At 72.3% G+C, this 15,764-nt stretch carries 13 protein-coding genes; 10 read left to right on the forward strand and 3 right to left on the reverse strand.

All coding sequences use genetic code 11. The features are described from left to right. Window positions 1-144: 144 nt before the first annotated feature. From AB0A61_RS32625 to AB0A61_RS32635, 3 genes are all read left to right on the forward strand, one after another. A complete protein-coding gene (locus tag AB0A61_RS32625) occupies window positions 145-1,071 on the forward strand; it encodes a ScbA/BarX family gamma-butyrolactone biosynthesis protein (RefSeq protein WP_361300403.1) in 927 nt (308 codons plus the stop codon). 71 nt (window positions 1,072-1,142) lie between these two features. Beyond that, on the forward strand, window positions 1,143-1,790 hold the full coding sequence (locus AB0A61_RS32630; protein WP_361300406.1) for a ScbR family autoregulator-binding transcription factor: 648 nt from the start codon (window positions 1,143-1,145) through the stop codon (window positions 1,788-1,790). 22 nt (window positions 1,791-1,812) lie between these two features. Then, window positions 1,813-2,991 carry a damage-control phosphatase ARMT1 family protein gene (locus AB0A61_RS32635; protein ID WP_361300409.1) on the forward strand — a complete coding sequence of 393 codons (1,179 nt, stop codon included), beginning with the start codon at window positions 1,813-1,815 and terminating at the stop codon, window positions 2,989-2,991. An 84-nt stretch (window positions 2,992-3,075) separates the two neighbouring features. Here the strand turns inward: AB0A61_RS32635 and AB0A61_RS32640 are convergent, their stop codons facing one another. Beyond that, entirely contained in the window at window positions 3,076-4,380 is a 1,305-nt protein-coding gene (locus AB0A61_RS32640) for a cytochrome P450 (protein WP_361300412.1), read from the reverse strand. Next, a complete protein-coding gene (locus tag AB0A61_RS32645; protein WP_361300415.1) occupies window positions 4,377-5,168 on the reverse strand; it encodes an alpha/beta hydrolase in 792 nt (263 codons plus the stop codon). Before AB0A61_RS32645 ends, AB0A61_RS32640 begins: the two co-directional genes overlap by 4 nt. A 243-nt stretch (window positions 5,169-5,411) precedes the next feature. On the opposite strand from AB0A61_RS32645, the gene cyc2 reads away from it, so the two are divergent. The 4 genes from cyc2 to AB0A61_RS32665 all read left to right on the forward strand — a co-directional run bounded on the left by cyc2 (window position 5,412) and on the right by AB0A61_RS32665 (window position 11,068). After that, on the forward strand, window positions 5,412-7,646 hold the full coding sequence (cyc2, locus tag AB0A61_RS32650; RefSeq protein ID WP_361300418.1) for a germacradienol/geosmin synthase Cyc2: 2,235 nt from the start codon (window positions 5,412-5,414) through the stop codon (window positions 7,644-7,646). A gap of 113 nt (window positions 7,647-7,759) precedes the next feature. Next, window positions 7,760-8,344 carry a PDZ domain-containing protein gene (locus AB0A61_RS32655; RefSeq protein WP_361300421.1) on the forward strand — a complete coding sequence of 195 codons (585 nt, stop codon included), beginning with the start codon at window positions 7,760-7,762 and terminating at the stop codon, window positions 8,342-8,344. A 458-nt stretch (window positions 8,345-8,802) separates the two neighbouring features. Continuing rightward, window positions 8,803-9,930, forward strand: a complete 1,128-nt coding sequence (locus AB0A61_RS32660) for an aminopeptidase P family protein (RefSeq protein WP_361300424.1) — start codon at window positions 8,803-8,805, stop codon at window positions 9,928-9,930. A gap of 49 nt (window positions 9,931-9,979) precedes the next feature. Continuing rightward, window positions 9,980-11,068: an aminoglycoside phosphotransferase family protein gene (locus AB0A61_RS32665; protein WP_361300427.1), complete on the forward strand. Its 1,089-nt coding sequence runs from the start codon at window positions 9,980-9,982 to the stop codon at window positions 11,066-11,068. Window positions 11,069-11,299: 231 nt separating this feature from the next. On the opposite strand, the gene treZ is transcribed toward AB0A61_RS32665, so the two are convergent. Continuing rightward, the gene (treZ, locus tag AB0A61_RS32670; RefSeq protein WP_361300430.1) at window positions 11,300-13,054 is read right to left on the reverse strand and encodes a malto-oligosyltrehalose trehalohydrolase; all 1,755 of its coding nucleotides are present in this window, start codon (window positions 13,052-13,054) and stop codon (window positions 11,300-11,302) included. A 174-nt stretch (window positions 13,055-13,228) separates the two neighbouring features. On the opposite strand from treZ, the gene AB0A61_RS32675 reads away from it, so the two are divergent. The 3 genes from AB0A61_RS32675 (at window position 13,229) to AB0A61_RS32685 (ending at window position 15,756) form a co-directional block, all read left to right on the forward strand. Further along, window positions 13,229-13,780, forward strand: coding sequence for a DUF1707 and FHA domain-containing protein (locus tag AB0A61_RS32675; protein WP_361300433.1), 552 nt, complete (start codon window positions 13,229-13,231; stop codon window positions 13,778-13,780). Window positions 13,781-14,008: 228 nt separating this feature from the next. Then, window positions 14,009-15,334 (forward strand): M14 family zinc carboxypeptidase, encoded by a 1,326-nt coding sequence (locus AB0A61_RS32680; protein ID WP_361300436.1) that lies wholly within the window; start codon window positions 14,009-14,011, stop codon window positions 15,332-15,334. Beyond that, the gene (locus tag AB0A61_RS32685; protein ID WP_361300439.1) at window positions 15,331-15,756 is read left to right on the forward strand and encodes an SSI family serine proteinase inhibitor; all 426 of its coding nucleotides are present in this window, start codon (window positions 15,331-15,333) and stop codon (window positions 15,754-15,756) included. The genes AB0A61_RS32680 and AB0A61_RS32685 overlap by 4 nt, the downstream gene beginning before the upstream one ends. Window positions 15,757-15,764: the final 8 nt, after the last annotated feature.

The raw sequence follows: 15,764 nt of genomic DNA on the forward strand, positions 1-15,764 counted from the left end.
GCTCCCCACCCGTGCCCCGGGCAGTCGTGCCCGGGTCCGGTCCACCCGATCTCATTGAAAACAAACCGGTCGCCTCGTACTCTAGCGCTCACCGGCACAAGCACCTCGCCGTCTGCGATGGCCGCCGGGGGACCAGGGAGAGACATGCCTCAACTGCGGCAGCTCGCCGGGATACCGGCGACAACGACGAATCCGACGACCGCGGGCAACCTGACGGCCACCGTTCCCCGCCAGCTCGTGCACCGCGCGGCGCTCGCCGAGACCTTCCTCACCGGTTGGACGAGAATCGGGGACGACCGGTTCGCAGTTTTCGCGCAGTGGCCGCGAGCCCACCAGTTACACGTGTCGCCCGACCGGTCGGCCTACGAGCCGCTTCTCGTCACCGAAACCGTCCGCCAGTGCGGGGCGTTGCTCGCCCACACCGAGTACGACGTGCCGCTCGGCCACCAGTTCGTGCTCCAGGAACTGCGCATCTCCACGCACCCCGAGCAGCTGGCCGTCGGGCCCGTACCCGCCGAAACCGTCCTGGACATAAGGTTTTCCCCGGTCGCCCGGCGACGCTCGACGACCCTGCGCTTCGAGGCCGACGTGACCCGGGACGGCGAGCACGTCGCCCACGCGCACCTGCTCTACACCAGCGTCGGCGAGTCCGCCTACCGCAGGCTGCGCGGCGGACGCACACCCGCGTCGGTGACCGCGTTGCCGGTACCGCCGGGGCTGCCGCCCACCGCCGTCCACCGGGCGCTGCCCGACGACGTCGTCCTCGCCCCCACCCCGCGCGGCAACCGCTGGCAACTCCGAGTCGATACCGCGCATCCCGTTTTCTTCGATCATCCGCTCGACCATGTCCCCGGCATGCTTCTGCTGGAGGCCGCCCGCCAGGCCGCCTGCCTCTCGGGGTCCTCCCGGCGGCCGCCGGCCTCCTTCCAGGCCACCTTCCACAGGTACGCCGAACTGGACTGTCCCACCTGGATCCAGACAGAACCCGGGACCGGCGGGCGCATACGCATCCTGGGAGTCCAGGGCGAGTCGGCCGTCTTCGAGTGTCTGGTGGACGCGGTGCCCTCGTGAGCTATCGTATACCGGCAGCAAGAAAACAAACGGCATGCCCCGTTCTTTTACAGCCCCGGGAGAGTCAGTCGATGCCGAGGCAGTTACGCGCCGAGCAGACTCGCGCGACGATCATCACGGCCGCCGCCGACCTGTTCGACCGGCACGGCTACGAACGCACCAGCCTCAGCGACATCGTCGAGCACGCACGGGTCACCAAGGGTGCCCTGTACTTCCACTTCGCGGCCAAGGAGGACCTGGCGCACGCCATCATGGAGCTGCAGTCCCAGGCCTCGCGCCGGGTCACGATCGAGGTGGACGGGCGTGGCTACTCCTCGCTGGAAGCGCTGATCCGCATCACCTTCGCGCTGACCCGCCTGGCCGTCGAGGGCCCGATCACCAGGGCGGGCCTGCGCCTTGCGACCGGGGGAGTGGAGGTGCGGGCGCCGCTGCGGCACCCCTTCACCGAGTGGCTGGAGATCGCCACCCGCAAACTCCACGGCGCGGTCAGGGAGTCCGACGTCCATGCCGAGGCCGACGTGCAGGCCGTCGCCCACTCCCTCGTCTGCTTCTTCGTCGGCACCCGGATCGCGGGCCGGCCGCTGGAACCGGTGGCACGGCTGCCGCGCCGGACGGCCGAGATGTGGCACCTGCTGATCCGCGGTCTGGTACCGGTGCACAGGCGCCCGCGCTATCTGACCCTGGCCTCGCAACTGGAGCGGGAGATCGGAGGCGTGTGATCCGCGCGCTACGGTGAGGCGTATGCCCGAGACCCCGTCCGCCCCGGTGCTCCTCGCCGACGAGCCCGGTTCGTTCCCGCACAGTGTGCTGGCCGAACGGCACCCGGCGATCATCCGGCAGGTCCGGGACGCCGTCCCGTACGGCCCCGAACAGCTCCACGCCCTCGACGCGCTGCTGAGGAACTGCACCGAGGGTGTGATCGAGCCCCTCCCCGCCGACGCGCACGACCGGGACCGCTGGCAGGACTGGGGGCTTGCCCGGTACGCGGGCCGGTCCTGGTTCGAGGTGCCGTGGCTGTGGTCGGAAAGCTACTTCTACCGCCGGCTCCTCCACGCGGTCGGCCACTTCACGCCCGGCCCCTGGCAGGGCATCGACCCCTTCCGCCCGTCCAAGCTCGCCGAACTCGACGCCCCGGAGACCGCCGAGGAACTCGCCGCGCTCGACGCCCTGGAGGACCGGCCCGCCGAGGAACGGGCGCGGGCCCTGCTGCACGGCTCGCTCTGGGGCAACCGTGCCGACCTCGGCTTCCGCCTGTCGGCGGCCGGCGCCGAGGCCGCGCGGGCCGCACCCGGCCTGATCGCCGACGACAGCGACGCGTTCTGGTCGCTGCTGCCGCCCTCCGGCACGGGAACGCTCTGCCTGGTCGCCGACAACGCCGGCCGTGAACTGGTCCCCGACCTCCTCCTCGTCGCCCATCTCCTCGCCCACGGGCACGTCGAGCGCGCTGTCCTGCACGTCAAGCCGTACCCGTACTACGTCTCCGACGCGACCACCGCCGACGTCGTCGACGCCGTGCGCCGGCTGCGGACCGCACCGGGCGCGGCCGCCTCGTACGGGCACCGGCTGTGGGCGGCGATGACCGACGGCCGCCTGACGGTGCGGACCCACCCCTTCTCCTGCGCCCCGCTGCCGTATGCCGACATGCCGGACGATCTCCGCGGGGAGTTCGCCGCGGCCACACTGACCGTGCTGAAGGGCGACCTCAACTACCGGCGCCTGGTCGGCGACCGTCTGTGGCCCCCGACCAGCCCCTTCGCGGACGTCACCGCGTACTTCCCCGGCCCGGTCGCCGCCCTGCGCACCCTGAAGTCCGACGTGGTCACCGGACTCGACGCGCGCACCGAGGCCGCGCTCGACGCGGCCGAGGACGGGCACTGGCGCACCAGCGGCACACATGCGCTGATCCAGGTCGCGCGGTGACGTCCGGGGAGGGCCGGCGAGCCGTCCGTCCGGAAAGGGGCGACGGGTCGGCCGTCCGGGGAGGGCCGGTGGGCCGGGGGGGTCTCATGCCACCCGCACCGGCAGGGACTTCAACCCGTTGATGAAGTTCGAGACGAGCCGCCGGGCAGGCGCGGCGGTCGTCGGAGGCGAGGGCAGCACCCGCAGCGCCTCCCGGTACAGCAGCCGCAGCTGCAGCCGGGCGAAGTGGGCGCCCGGACAGACGTGCGGGCCGTCCCCGAAGGACACGTGCGGATTCGGCGTACGCCCGGGGTGGAAGGCGTCCGGAGCGGCGAAGACCCGCTCGTCGCGGTTGGCCGAGGCGTGGAAGACGACCACCTTGTCACCGGCCCGGATCCGGCGGCCGGCCAGCTCGGTGTCCTGAGCGGCCGTACGGCGGAAGGTGAGGACGGGCGGATGCAGGCGCAGCAACTCGTCGACGGCCGTGGACAGTTCCGCCCTGCCCGCGCGCAGCAGCGCGTAGGTATCCGGGTGCTCGGCCAGGATCAGCAGGCCCCCGGGGGCAGCGCTGCGCACGGTGTCGTTGCCCGCGACCGTGAGCAGGAAGAAGAACATCTCCAGTTCTGCGTCGGCCAGTTCGGTGGCGGGGGTGCCCCCGGTTCGAGCGGAGCCGGGAACACGGGGGAGCGCCAGGGCGGTCATCACGTCGTCGGCCGGATGGCGCCGCTTGTACGCGGCCAGATGCCGTGCGTAGTCGAACATGTCCCGCAGCATCGCCGGTGAGCGCGGATTGACCGGCCTGCCCGCCGCGTCCAGTACCGGGGCGCCCGCCTCGTCCGGGTCCTGGTAGCCGATGACCCGCTGCGTCCAGTGCAGCAGCAGCCCCCGGTCCCGCTCCGGCACCCCGAGCAGATCCGCGAGGTTCAGCAGGGCGTAGTCGTCGGTGACGGCGGTGACGAGGTCGACGGTGCCGTCCCCCGCGCGGGCCGTGTCGAGGGCCCCTGCGAACAGTGCCCGTGCACGCCCGGCGGCGACCGCCGCGAACCGCTCGATACGGCCCGGCGTGAACGCCCGGCTGACCAGGCGCCGCAGCCGTGCGTGCCGGGGCGGGTCCTGATTGAGCATCATGCGGCGGATGAACGGCAGGTCGTCCGGGTCCGGGTCCCGGATCTGGGTGGCGCCGAGAGACGACGAGTACGTGGCCGAGTCCCGCAGGACGCGCACCACGTCCGCGTGCCGTGTCACCGCCCAGAACCCGGGCCCGGCCGGCCAGCCCAGCACCTCGGGCTCGTCCTGCCGGGCGACCGGGTGATGGTCGCGCAGCACGCGGTAGGCGGCGTACGGCACCGCGACGGCGTACTGCCGAGGATCGAACACGTCAGGAACGGGCGGGGTCCCACGCACCGTCACGCCTTCTCGCCCCCACCGTCCCGGTCGGCCCGCAAGAAGTCCTCCACCACCCGGACCAGCTCCAACGGGGTCTCGTCCATGGGGTAGTGCCCGGCCGAGGGCAGCTCCCGCAGCTCGGCGCGCGGATACCAGGCCATCCACGTCCGTCGCAGCAACTCGACGGACATCGCCGGGTCGAGCGCCCCGGTCACGGCGAGCGCGGGAGTGCCGGATCCCTCGACCCGGTCGTGGAAGTCCTCACCGGCCCACGAGTCGAACCAAGCGCGGAACGCCCTGTCGTCACTCCGCTCCAGCGAGCGGGCCACCATGCGGTCCAGCCAGGCGGCGGGCCGCTGCCCACCGGTGGTGACGTCGATGATCACGCGCCGGTTCTCCGGCTTGTGCGCCGCCTGCTCGAACAGCTCCCGCTGCTCGGACGGCAGGGCCGGCCCCGAGGCGGGCACCGGGGACACCCCGACGAGCCGCCGCAGCCGGTGCGGGGCGAGGACGAGCAGCCGCTGGGCGACCGCGGCGCCCATCGAGTGCCCCACCACCGAGAACCGGTCCCAGCCGAGCCGGGCGGCCAGGTCCACGAGGTCCTGGGCCGCCTCGGCGGTCGTGTACGTGCCCTCGGCGTCCTGGGCCTGCCCGTACCCGCGCAGATCCACCAGCGCGTAGGTGAACGACTCGCGGTCGAGGTCCGGCAGGACGGCCGCGTACGCGGACCGGTCGGCGAACCAGCCGTGCACGGCGAACACCTTGTGGGCGCCGTCGCCGTGCAGCTCGTGGGGCAGCACGAAGGAGGTCATGCGACCACCGTGACCCGGAGACCGGGGCTCGGCAAGAGCGCGATGCGCGGTCCCGCACCGAGTGCACGACCGTCTGACGTCTGACGTCTCCCGTCTCACGTCTGACGTCGCGCGTCACTGATGCCGCAGGTCGTCGATGCCGCAAGTCACGTCACCCGTCGCCGACTTCTGCGAATTCACGCGATGGTGTGATCAGATCCGGGGCGGCGGATGTCCCGGAAGACCCACGGGTAGGGCCCGGCCATGACGCAGCAGCCCTTCGAACTCCCGCACTTCTACCTGCCGCATCCCGCGCGGCTGAACCCACACGTCGACGAGGCACGCACCCACTGCACCGAGTGGGCGCGCGAGATGGGAATGCTGGAGGGCTCCGGGATCTGGGAGCAGGCCGACCTCGACGCGCACGACTACGGACTGCTCTGCGCCTACACCCACCCCGACTGCGACGGACCCGCGCTCTCCCTCATCACCGACTGGTACGTGTGGGTGTTCTTCTTCGACGACCACTTCCTGGAGACCTTCAAACGCAGCCAGGACCGCGTCGGCGGCAAGGCCTACCTGGACCGTCTGCCCCTGTTCATGCCGCTGGACCTGTCGGCATCCGTGCCGGACCCGCAGAACCCGGTGGAGGCGGGCCTCGCGGACCTGTGGGCGCGCACGGTGCCGGCCATGTCGGCCGACTGGCGGCAGCGGTTCGCCCTGGCCACCGAGCATCTACTCAACGAGTCCCTGTGGGAGCTGTCCAACATCAACGAGGGGCGGATCGCCAACCCCGTCGAGTACATCGAGATGCGCCGCAAGGTCGGCGGCGCGCCCTGGTCCGCCGGGCTCGTGGAGTACGCGACCGCCGAAGTGCCCGCGTCCGCCGCGGGGTCCAGGCCGCTCAGGGTGCTGATGGAGACGTTCTCCGACGGCGTGCACCTGCGCAACGACCTGTTCTCCTACCAGCGGGAGGTCGAGGAGGAGGGGGAGCTCAGCAACGGCGTGCTGGTCCTGGAGACCTTCTTCGGCTGCACCACCCAGGAGGCCGCCGACACCGTCAACGACGTTCTCACCTCACGCCTCCACCAGTTCGAGCACACCGCGCTGACCGAAGTGCCCGCGCTGGCCCTGGAGAAAAGCCTCACCCCGGACGAGGTCGCGGCGGTCGCCGCGTACACCAAGGGACTGCAGGACTGGCAGTCCGGCGGCCACGAGTGGCACATGCGCTCCAGCCGGTACATGAACGAACGGGCCCGGCCCACGAGTTCCTGGGAGCGCCCCTCCGCGCGCGGCACCTCGGCCGTCGATGTCGGCGACCTGCTCGCGGCGGCCGGAGCCGAGCGGCTGCGCGCCTACACGCACGTGCCGTACCAGAAGGTCGGGCGGTCGCTGCTCCCCGACTTCCACATGCCCTTCCAGCTGGAGCTCAGCCCGCACCTGGACGGCGCCCGAGGCCGGCTCGTCGACTGGAGCCACCGCGTCGGCATCCTCGAAGAGGGCGTGTGGGACGAGGACAAGCTCGCCGCATACGACCTGGCGCTGTGCTCGGCGGGCCTCGATCCGGACGCGACGCCCGACGCGCTCGACCTGAGCGCGCAATGGCTCGCCTGGGGCACCTACGGCGACGACTACTACCCGCTCGTCTTCGGCCGTCGACGCGACCTGGCCGCCGCGAGGCTGACCACCGCGCGCCTGTCGGCCTGCATGCCCGTCGAGGGGGAGCAGGCGCCCGTTCCCGTCAACGCCATGGAGCGGGGACTGGCCGACCTGTGGGCGCGGACCACGGCACAGATGACGCCCGACCAACGACGTGCCCTGAAGCAGACGATCGACACGATGACGGGGAGCTGGGTGTGGGAGCTGTCCAACCAGTTCCAGAACCGCATCCCGGACCCGGTCGACTACCTGGAGATGCGGCGCGCGACCTTCGGCTCCGACCTCACCCTGAGCCTGTGCCGGATGGGCCACGGCCCGCAGATCCCGCCGGAGGTCTACCGCAGCGGACCGGTCCGCTCCCTGGAGAACGCGGCCGTCGACTACGCCTGCCTCCTCAACGACGTCTTCTCGTACCAGAAGGAGATCGAGTACGAGGGTGAGATCCACAACGCCGTCCTCGTCGTGCAGAACTTCTTCGGCATCGACTACCCGGCCGCGCTCGCCGTCGTCCACGACCTGATGACCCAGCGCATGCGGCAGTTCGAGCACGTCGTCGCTCATGAACTGCCCGTCGTCCACGACGACTTCCAGCTCTCCGAGGAGGCGCGGGAGGCCTTGCAGGGTTACGTGACCGACCTGCAGAACTGGTTGGCCGGGATCCTGCACTGGCACCAGTCGGTCGACCGCTACAAGGCCGAGTGGCTGGCCCGCCGCGCCCACGGGTTCCTCCCCGACCGGCCGCCCACGCCGCTGCCCGCCGGCCGGGATTACGGAACGTCCGTGCTGCTGTCCGCCGGCGCCGGTCGGCGTCGCGGAGCGCCTGTGCTGCCCGTGGGCTGAGGGCCTTGACCGTCGGTGCCTGTCCGTCGGCTGAGACGCGCACCGGTCAGTCTCACTCGTTCGTGGCTCGTGCCGTGCCGGTGCGCCGGGTAGTCACCAGCCGGAGGCGATCGATGGAACAGTCTGCGTTGCGTGCCAAGCCGATGCCGGGGCAGAAGACCGGCGCCGGATCGCGCGGCTCTGCCCGGCACCCGCATGCCGCGCGCCGGCGCGGCCGTCGGCTCACCACTCTGCTGCTGGGCTTGTTCATCGGCGCGGTACTGGTCCTGTCCGGGGTCGGCCTCGGCACTGTGGGGGCCACGCTGATCGGAATGAGCAAACTGGCCGAGTTGCAGCGCCAGACGGGTCGGCCGGGGATGTCGCCGGAGCCCCGGTCCGGGCCGGCCCGGACCGGGGCTCCGGCGACCACGGCGAGCCCCAGTCCGGCGCCCGTGCGCATGACGCTCGGGATCGAGGTGGCGGACTACGACAAGCCCGGGGCGCTGGTCGTCGGCGTCCACGTTCCCGGTCCCGGCTACACGGCGGGCCTGGTCCGGGGTGACGTGCTCCTGGCGTTCGGCCGGACCCGTATCGACTCGGCGGCGGATCTCGCGCGGGCGGTCGCCCGAGCGCGCCCGGGACGTGCGGTGGTCCTGACCCTGCGCCACGGCAGTGGCGGTTACCGGCAGTTGGGCGTCGTCCCGGGTGTCGTGACGTGACGACACGGAAGTGGCTCGTGAGGCGTCGCTGATCGTCAAGCACCAGGTCACTCCGGGACCGGCCGATGCCAATGGCTCCTGTGATCTGAGCCATTAGGCATAAGACGGTTGTTCGAGTGGCGTCCCTTGGGTGGGCTTCGGAAAAGTGCTGGTCGTACATCCGCCGGACCGACCAGGATGGGCCCATGCCGCGCATCCTCGTCGCTGCCCCGCTGCCCCGCTGCCCCGCTGCCCCGCTGCCCCGCTGCCCCGCTGCCCCACCGACCTCGGACCCGGTGCCGTGCCCCGGCCAGGCGGCGCCGGGTGCCGCGCAGCCGACGCCGTGGGCGGCGGTCCTGATCCAGAAGCCCCGCCGACCGGCTCGCGCGACCCGACCCGTCCGGGCAGGATGCTGCCCGTAGCCCCACACCGTCCCACACCGCCCTTCACGGTTCTTTCATCCGCATACGGAGGCACGGATGACCGGCAGCACGCTCGCGCCCTTCACCGCCGACGACTACAGGGCCCGGATGCAGCGCGCCGCGCAGGCGGCCTCCGACGCCGGCCTGGCCGGGCTGCTGGTGGCGCCGGGGCCCGACATGGTGTGGCTGACCGGCTATGCGCCGCCCGCCGCGACCGAACGGCTCACCCTGCTCGTTCTCACCCCCGGTCACGAACCGGTCCTGGTCGTCCCCACGCTGGAGGCCCCGGACGCCCTGAAGGCGACCGGCGCGCCCGCCCTGGCCGTGCGCGACTGGACCGACGGCAAGGATCCCTACGCCGTCACCGCCGCCCTCCTCGACGGCAGCGGCCGGTTCGGCATCAGTGACAACGCCTGGGCCATGCACCTGCTGGGGCTGCAGAAGACCCTGCCCGGAACCTCGTACGCCTCCCTCACCGAGGCGCTGCCGATGCTGCGTGCCGTGAAGGACGCGGCCGAACTGGAACTCCTCGCCGCCGCGGGCGCGGCCGCCGACGCGACCTTCGAGGAGATCCGGAAGCTTCCCTTCGAGGGCCGCCGTGAGTCCCAGGTCGGTGCCGACCTCGCCGACCTGCTGCGGCGGTTCGGGCACTCCCAGGTCGACTTCACCATCGTCGGTTCGGGTCCCAACGGCGCCAATCCGCACCACGAGATGGGCAACCGCGTCATCCGGCGCGGTGACATGGTCGTCCTCGACTTCGGCGGCCTCAAGGACGGCTACGGCTCCGACACCACCCGCACCGTCCACGTCGGCGAGCCCACCGACGAGGAGCGCCGGGTGCACGACATCGTGCGCGAGGCCCAGGAAGCAGGATTCCGGGCCGTGCGCCCCGGTGTCGCCTGCCAGGAGGTCGACCGGGCCGCCCGCGCGGTCATCACGGAGGCCGGATACGGCGAGTACTTCATCCACCGCACCGGCCACGGCATCGGTGTCACCACGCACGAGCCGCCGTACATGATCGAGGGAGAGGAACAGCCCCTCGTGCCCGGCATGTGCTTCTCCGTCGAGCCCGGCATCTACCTGCCCGGACGCTTCGGGGTGCGCATCGAGGACATTGTCACGGTGACCGGGGAGGGGGGCCGCCGCCTCAATGACACGACCCGCGAGATGGTGATAGTGGACTGACCCGACGACCGGCATCCCCACCATGCACCCCGAACGACACGGCGCGACGATGACCCAGGCACCGACACCCACCGCGGACACCGTCCGCCGACTGGTCCGCACCCTGCTCAAGGACGGCAAGGAGGGCAAGGGCGGCGTCGGCGGTGTGTCAGGTGCAGGCGGTACCGCAGGTGCAGGCGGTACTGGAGGTATTCGCGGTACTGGGGGTGCTGGCAGCACTGGAGGTACGGGCAGCACCGGAGGTACGGGCGGCAGGGGCGGCGCGGAGTCCGCCGCCGGGCCCGACGTCCGGCCGGTCGCCGGGGGCGTCGAGCACTTCACCTGGTGGGTCGGCACCCGCCACGTGCTGCGCCTCGCCCCCGATCGCGAGGCCTCTGTGCGCCAGCGCCGCGAACTACGCCTGCGGGACCTGGTCCGCCCCCAGGTGCCGGTCGCCGTGCCGGCCAGCGTCGCGCACGGCGAGTGGGCGCCCGGGCTGACGTACACGCTGGACCTCAGGATCGCCGGTGGCACGGCCGGGGACCACGACGTCTCCGCCGTCGGCGAGGACGACCTGGCCGGGCTGCTGCACGGGCTGCGCGAGGTCCCCGTACGCCAGGCCGAGGCGCTCGGCGTCCCGCGCACCCCGCCGCGCTCCCTCGAGGCGCTGCGCCGGATGGCCGTGCACGCCGCCGAACGCCTCGGCGTGGCCGACGAGTTCGACCCCGCCAGGATGACCCAGCTGGCGCCACCCGCCGCGGCCCAGCTCGCCGCCCAGCCCGGTACCGCGGTCCTCGTCCACCACGCCCTGAGGGGCGAACATCTCGTGGTGAGCGCCGACGGCCGGGTGCGCGGCGTCCTCGACTGGACCGCCGCGGTCGTCGGCGACCCCGCGGAGGACATCGCCGGCCTCGCCCTCGCCGTCGGTTCCCCCGCCGCGGTGCGCGCCGCCACCCTCGCCGGCTACGGCGCCCGCCCCTGCCTGCGGGGGCTGTGGCTGGCCCGCTGCGACAGCCTGATCCGTCTCGCCGACCGCCTCGAGGGCCGCGACGACACCCCTCTGCCGCCGCTCAGGGCCCAGCTGCGCCATGCCTGGGAGGCGATCCTGCTGGAGCGGGTGACGGAGCTGCGCGAGGACGAGGCGGACGAGGAGCTGTAGGGGCAGTGGGCAATGGCAACAGGGGCGGTGTGCGCGACAGGACGGTATGGGCCGCAGTGGCCCGGCCGCGGCCCGCGTAATCGCTTGCGCAACCGCATGCGCAATCCTTCGCGCAAGCGTTTGCGCAAGCGTTTGCGCGAAGGATTGCGCAGGCGATTACGCAGGCCCTTGCCGAGCCGCTCCCAGCGCTCCGAGCGCTCCGGGCGCCTGCGGCCCCACGGGATGCCGTGATCAGCTCTGCAGCAGCACCACGCAGGATTCGCCGGGCAGGTGCAGCACCCCGTCCTCGTCCGGTGGCTGTACCGGCTCCCAGGCGGCGAGCACCCGGGCCGGGCGGGTGCCCAGGGGGATCTCCGCCGGCTCCTTGCCCAGGTTGACCGCCACCCGCACGTCGCCACGCCGGAAGGCGAGCCAGCGGGCCTCCTCGTCGAAGGCCACCTTGGTGTCGGCGAGGTCGGGATCGGTGAGATCCGGCTGGTCGTGCCGCAGGGCGATCAGCCGGCGGTACCAGGCCAGCACGCGCGCGTGCGGCTCACGTTCGGGCTCGGTCCAGTCCAGGCAGGAGTGGTCCCTGGTCGCCGGGTCCTGCGGGTCGGGCACGTCCTCCTCCGCCCACCCGTGCGCGGCGAACTCCCGTCGCCGGCCCCGGCGTACCGCTTCCGCGAGCTCGGGGTCGGTGTGGTCGGTGAAGAACTGCCACGGCGTGCCGGCCGCCCACTCCTCGCCCATGAACAGCATCGGCGTGAACGGCGCGGTCAGCGTCAGCGTCGCCGCGCACGCCAGCAGTCCCGCCGACCCCGACAGCATCATGGAGAGGCGGTCCCCCTGGGCGCGGTTGCCGACCTGGTCGTGGGTCTGGCTGTAGCCGAGAAGCCGGTGCGCCGCCACCCGGTTGTGGTCCAGCGGGCGGCCGTGGTGACGGCCCCGGAAGCTGGAGTAGGTCCCGTCGTGGAAGTAGCCGCCGGTGAGCGTCTTGGTGACCGCGGCGAAGGGGGCGCGCGCGAAGTCGGCGTAGTAGCCCTGGGACTCGCCCGTCAGCGCGGTGTGGACGGCGTGGTGGAAGTCGTCGTTCCACTGGGCGTGCAGGCCCAGGCCGCCCTCCCCACGCGGGGTGATGAGCCGCGGATCGTTGAGGTCCGTCTCGGCGATCAGGAACAGGGGGCGGCCGAGGTCGGCGGAGAGCCCGTCCACGGCCGTCGACAGCTCCTCCAGGAAATGGCACGCGCGCGTGTCCGCCAGGGCGTGCACCGCGTCCAGGCGCAGCCCGTCGATCCGGTAGTCGCGCAGCCACGCCAGTGCGCTGCCGAGCAGGAACGCCCGTACCTCGTCCGAGCCGGGCGCGTCCAGGTTGACGGCGGCACCCCAGGGGGTGTGGTGCGTGTCGGTGAAGTACGGGCCGAACCGCGGCAGGTAGTTGCCCGAGGGACCCAGGTGGTTGTGCACCACGTCCAGGACCACGCCCAGGCCCAGCTCGTGCGCCCGGTCGACGAAGCGTTTCAGCCCCTCGGGTCCGCCGTAAGGTTCGTGCACCGCCCACAGCGAGACTCCCTCGTATCCCCAGCCGTGCCGGCCGGGGAACGGGCACACGGGCATCAACTCGACGTGGGTCACACCCAGTTCCACCAGGTGCTCCAGCCGTGCGGCGGCCGCTTCGAAAGTGCCCTCGCTCGTGTACGTGCCGATGTGCAGTTCGTACAGGACCGCGCCGGGCAGCGGGCGCCCGGTCCACGCACCGGAGCGCCAGGTGTACCGCGCGTGGTCGACGACGGCGCTCAGCCCGTCGGGGCCGTCCGGCTGCCGCCGCGAGCGGGGGTCGGGCAGCACCGGGCCGCCGTCCAGTGCGAACCCGTACCGCGAGCCGTCACGCGCCCCGGCCTCGCCGACCCACCACCCCGCCCGCTCCGGATCACGCTCCAACGCGCGCGTGGTGTCATCGCACTGGAGTGTCACTCGGCCGGCCTCAGGTGCCCACACCTCGAACTGCACGGACGGTTCCCCTTCGTCTGCTCACCGTGATGTAGCCGCGTCCATGGTGCTCCAAACGAGATCAATCCGCTTTCGAATCTTCCCTTTCACGGCGGGTGTCGTCAGATATGCACGTCCGGCGGCCCTTTCCGCGTTTCCTGGACACCCGCGGTTCACTGACCGACAATCACCACCGTGACGTCGTCCTTCGAGTTCCACACCTACCCCGCGCGGCTGTCGGACGCGGAGCGCGACAAGGCGCTGCGGGTGCTCCGTGACGGCGTCGCCATGGGCCGTCTGTCGCACGACACCTTCGTCCGTCGTATGGAACTCGCGTTGGCCGCCCGCCGCTCCGACGAGCTCGCCGTCCTCACCTCGGACCTGCCCACCGAGGGCCGTCTTTCCCGACTGGTGTTCGGCACGGTCGAGGCGGTCTCCGGCTTCACCGTGCGGCTGCGCCGGGCCTGGCAGGCCGAGCGGCTGCCCAAGCTGCTGCTGCCCCACCCGGGCGACCGCCATCCGCTGCGCATAGGCCGCGACCCCGCGAGCGGCCTCAGGCTGAGCCACGAGACCGTCTCGCGTGCGCACGCCGAGCTCACCCGCCAGGGCGGGATGTGGATCCTGCGGGACCTCGGCTCGACCAACGGCACCACCGTCAACGGGCGGCGCGTGTCCGGCGCGGTCGTCGTCCGCGACGGCGACCAGGTCGCTTTCGGCCAGATGTCGTTCCGTCTCTCCGTGAACTGACGTACCTCGCGGGCGGCAGCGGCTCTGCGCGAACCGACGTACCTCGCACGCGGTATCGGTTCTTGGCCTGAAGGTCACATTCCGTGACGGGTCAAGTCTCTTTTCGGACGAGGGTGTTGACGTACCCCGCAACTAGTGACTGACTGTGCCTACACCATGCACACCAGGTGAATCGACGGCATCACATTGGGGAGGTGTGCCCTGCCGCCACTTGTCCGCTACCCGACCGTGGACGAACTGGGCGCCCGGGCCGCCGCGCTCGTCGCCCGCCACCCCCGGGACGCCCGGCTGCGCCGCGTCGGGGCCTCCCGCGCGGGTACGCCCCTGTGGCTGCTTTCCGTCGGCCACGGCAGCCGCCAGGCCCTCGTGGTCGCCGGACCCCACGCCAACGAGCCCGTGGGCGGCGCCACCGTCCTCCGACTGGCCGAACGGGCCCTGGCCGACCCGGGCATCGGCGAGGGCGCCGACGTCACCTGGAACCTGCTGCTCTGCCTGGACCCCGACGGTTCCCGCCGCAACGAGGGCTGGCTCGCGGGCCCGTACACCCTTGGCCGCTACTTCCGGAACTTCTTCCGGCCGGGCTTCCTGGAGCAGCCCGAGTGGCTGCCCGACGGCGCCGCGGCCGCCGTGCTGCCGGAGACCCGCGCCCTGCTCGACCTCCAGGACGAACTGCGGCCCTTCCTCCAGTGCTCGCTGCACGGCGTCGACGTGGGCGGCGGCTTCGTCGAGGTGACGCGCGAGCTGCCGGGCCTGGCGCAGCGTGTCGCGCACAGCGCGGCCCGCCTCGGCATCCCACGCGAACTCGGCGCCTACGACACGCTGTACTGGCCCGGCCTGGGACCCGCCGTCTACCGCATCCCGCCGCCACGCAGGGGCGGCCTGGCCGCCGCCATCACCGAGGCGGCCGTGGAGTCGACCTGGTTCCACCCGCACCGGCACGGCACGGTGACGGCGGTGGTCGAGGCGCCCATGTGGGGCGTGGCCGCCGTGGCCGACGGCTCGGCGCCCGCGGACCGGGACGCGGTGCTGCGCACCGTGAGCCGCACCCTGCGCCACGACGCGCGGGTTCTGGACCGTCTCCTGGCCCGGACGCGGCCGCACCTCGCAGGCGTGCCGGACGCGGCCCGTCTGCTCGCCCCGGTGGACGACTATTTACTCGTCTGCCCCGGGCTCGCCGACGCGTGGGACCCCGACACCGACGACGGCACGGCGCGCCCGCTGCCGCCGCTGACCCGCGCCCACCTGGCCGCCCTGCGCATCGCCGGACGGCGGCTGGCCCTGCGGAGCGCGGGGCTGCTGCACCAGCTGGTCCGCACCGCCGGACGTGATCCGGCCGATGTGCTGCCGGACCTGGACCGGCTCCTCGACGAGTGGTGTGCCGACTACCGCGACGGCCTCGGAGCGCGCTGGATCCCGGTCGCGCGGCAGGCCGAGTACCAGGCGCGGGTGGTGCTCGCCGCGTCCGCGCTGGCGGGGCGGTACGCGCGTGCGTGCTCCCGTTCGGGTGAGCCGGGCTGGGGTCCGCAGGCTGCCGTGCCGATACCTCTGGAATGACGTACATCATCAAGGCGACAAAGACATGGTTGCGGCGCGGCCTTCCGGCGGCGGCCGCCCTGCTCATCGCGGGATCGGTACCGGCCCAGGCGGCACATCGGCCCGTCGACCGCGGCGACTGGCTCTACGTCTCGGTGACCCGAGGCGACTCCCGCTCCAGTGACACGCGCGGCACGCTGCTGCTGTGCGACCCTCCCCGTGGCCACTCCCGCGCGAGCCAGGCCTGCGCGCAGCTCAGGGCGGCCGGTGGCGACGTCCGGGGGATCCCGCACCGGACCACGTTCTGCTCGATGATCTACGCGCCTGTGACGGTGCAGGCTCGCGGAGTGTGGCAGGGACGGGCGGTCGACTACACGGAGACCTTCGCCAACGCGTGCGTGATGAGGGCCCGGACGGGCGATGTGTTCGCACTGGACGGCTGACGGCTGAC

This window comes from Streptomyces sp. NPDC046197 (assembly GCF_040646295.1).
Classification (GTDB): domain Bacteria; phylum Actinomycetota; class Actinomycetes; order Streptomycetales; family Streptomycetaceae; genus Streptomyces.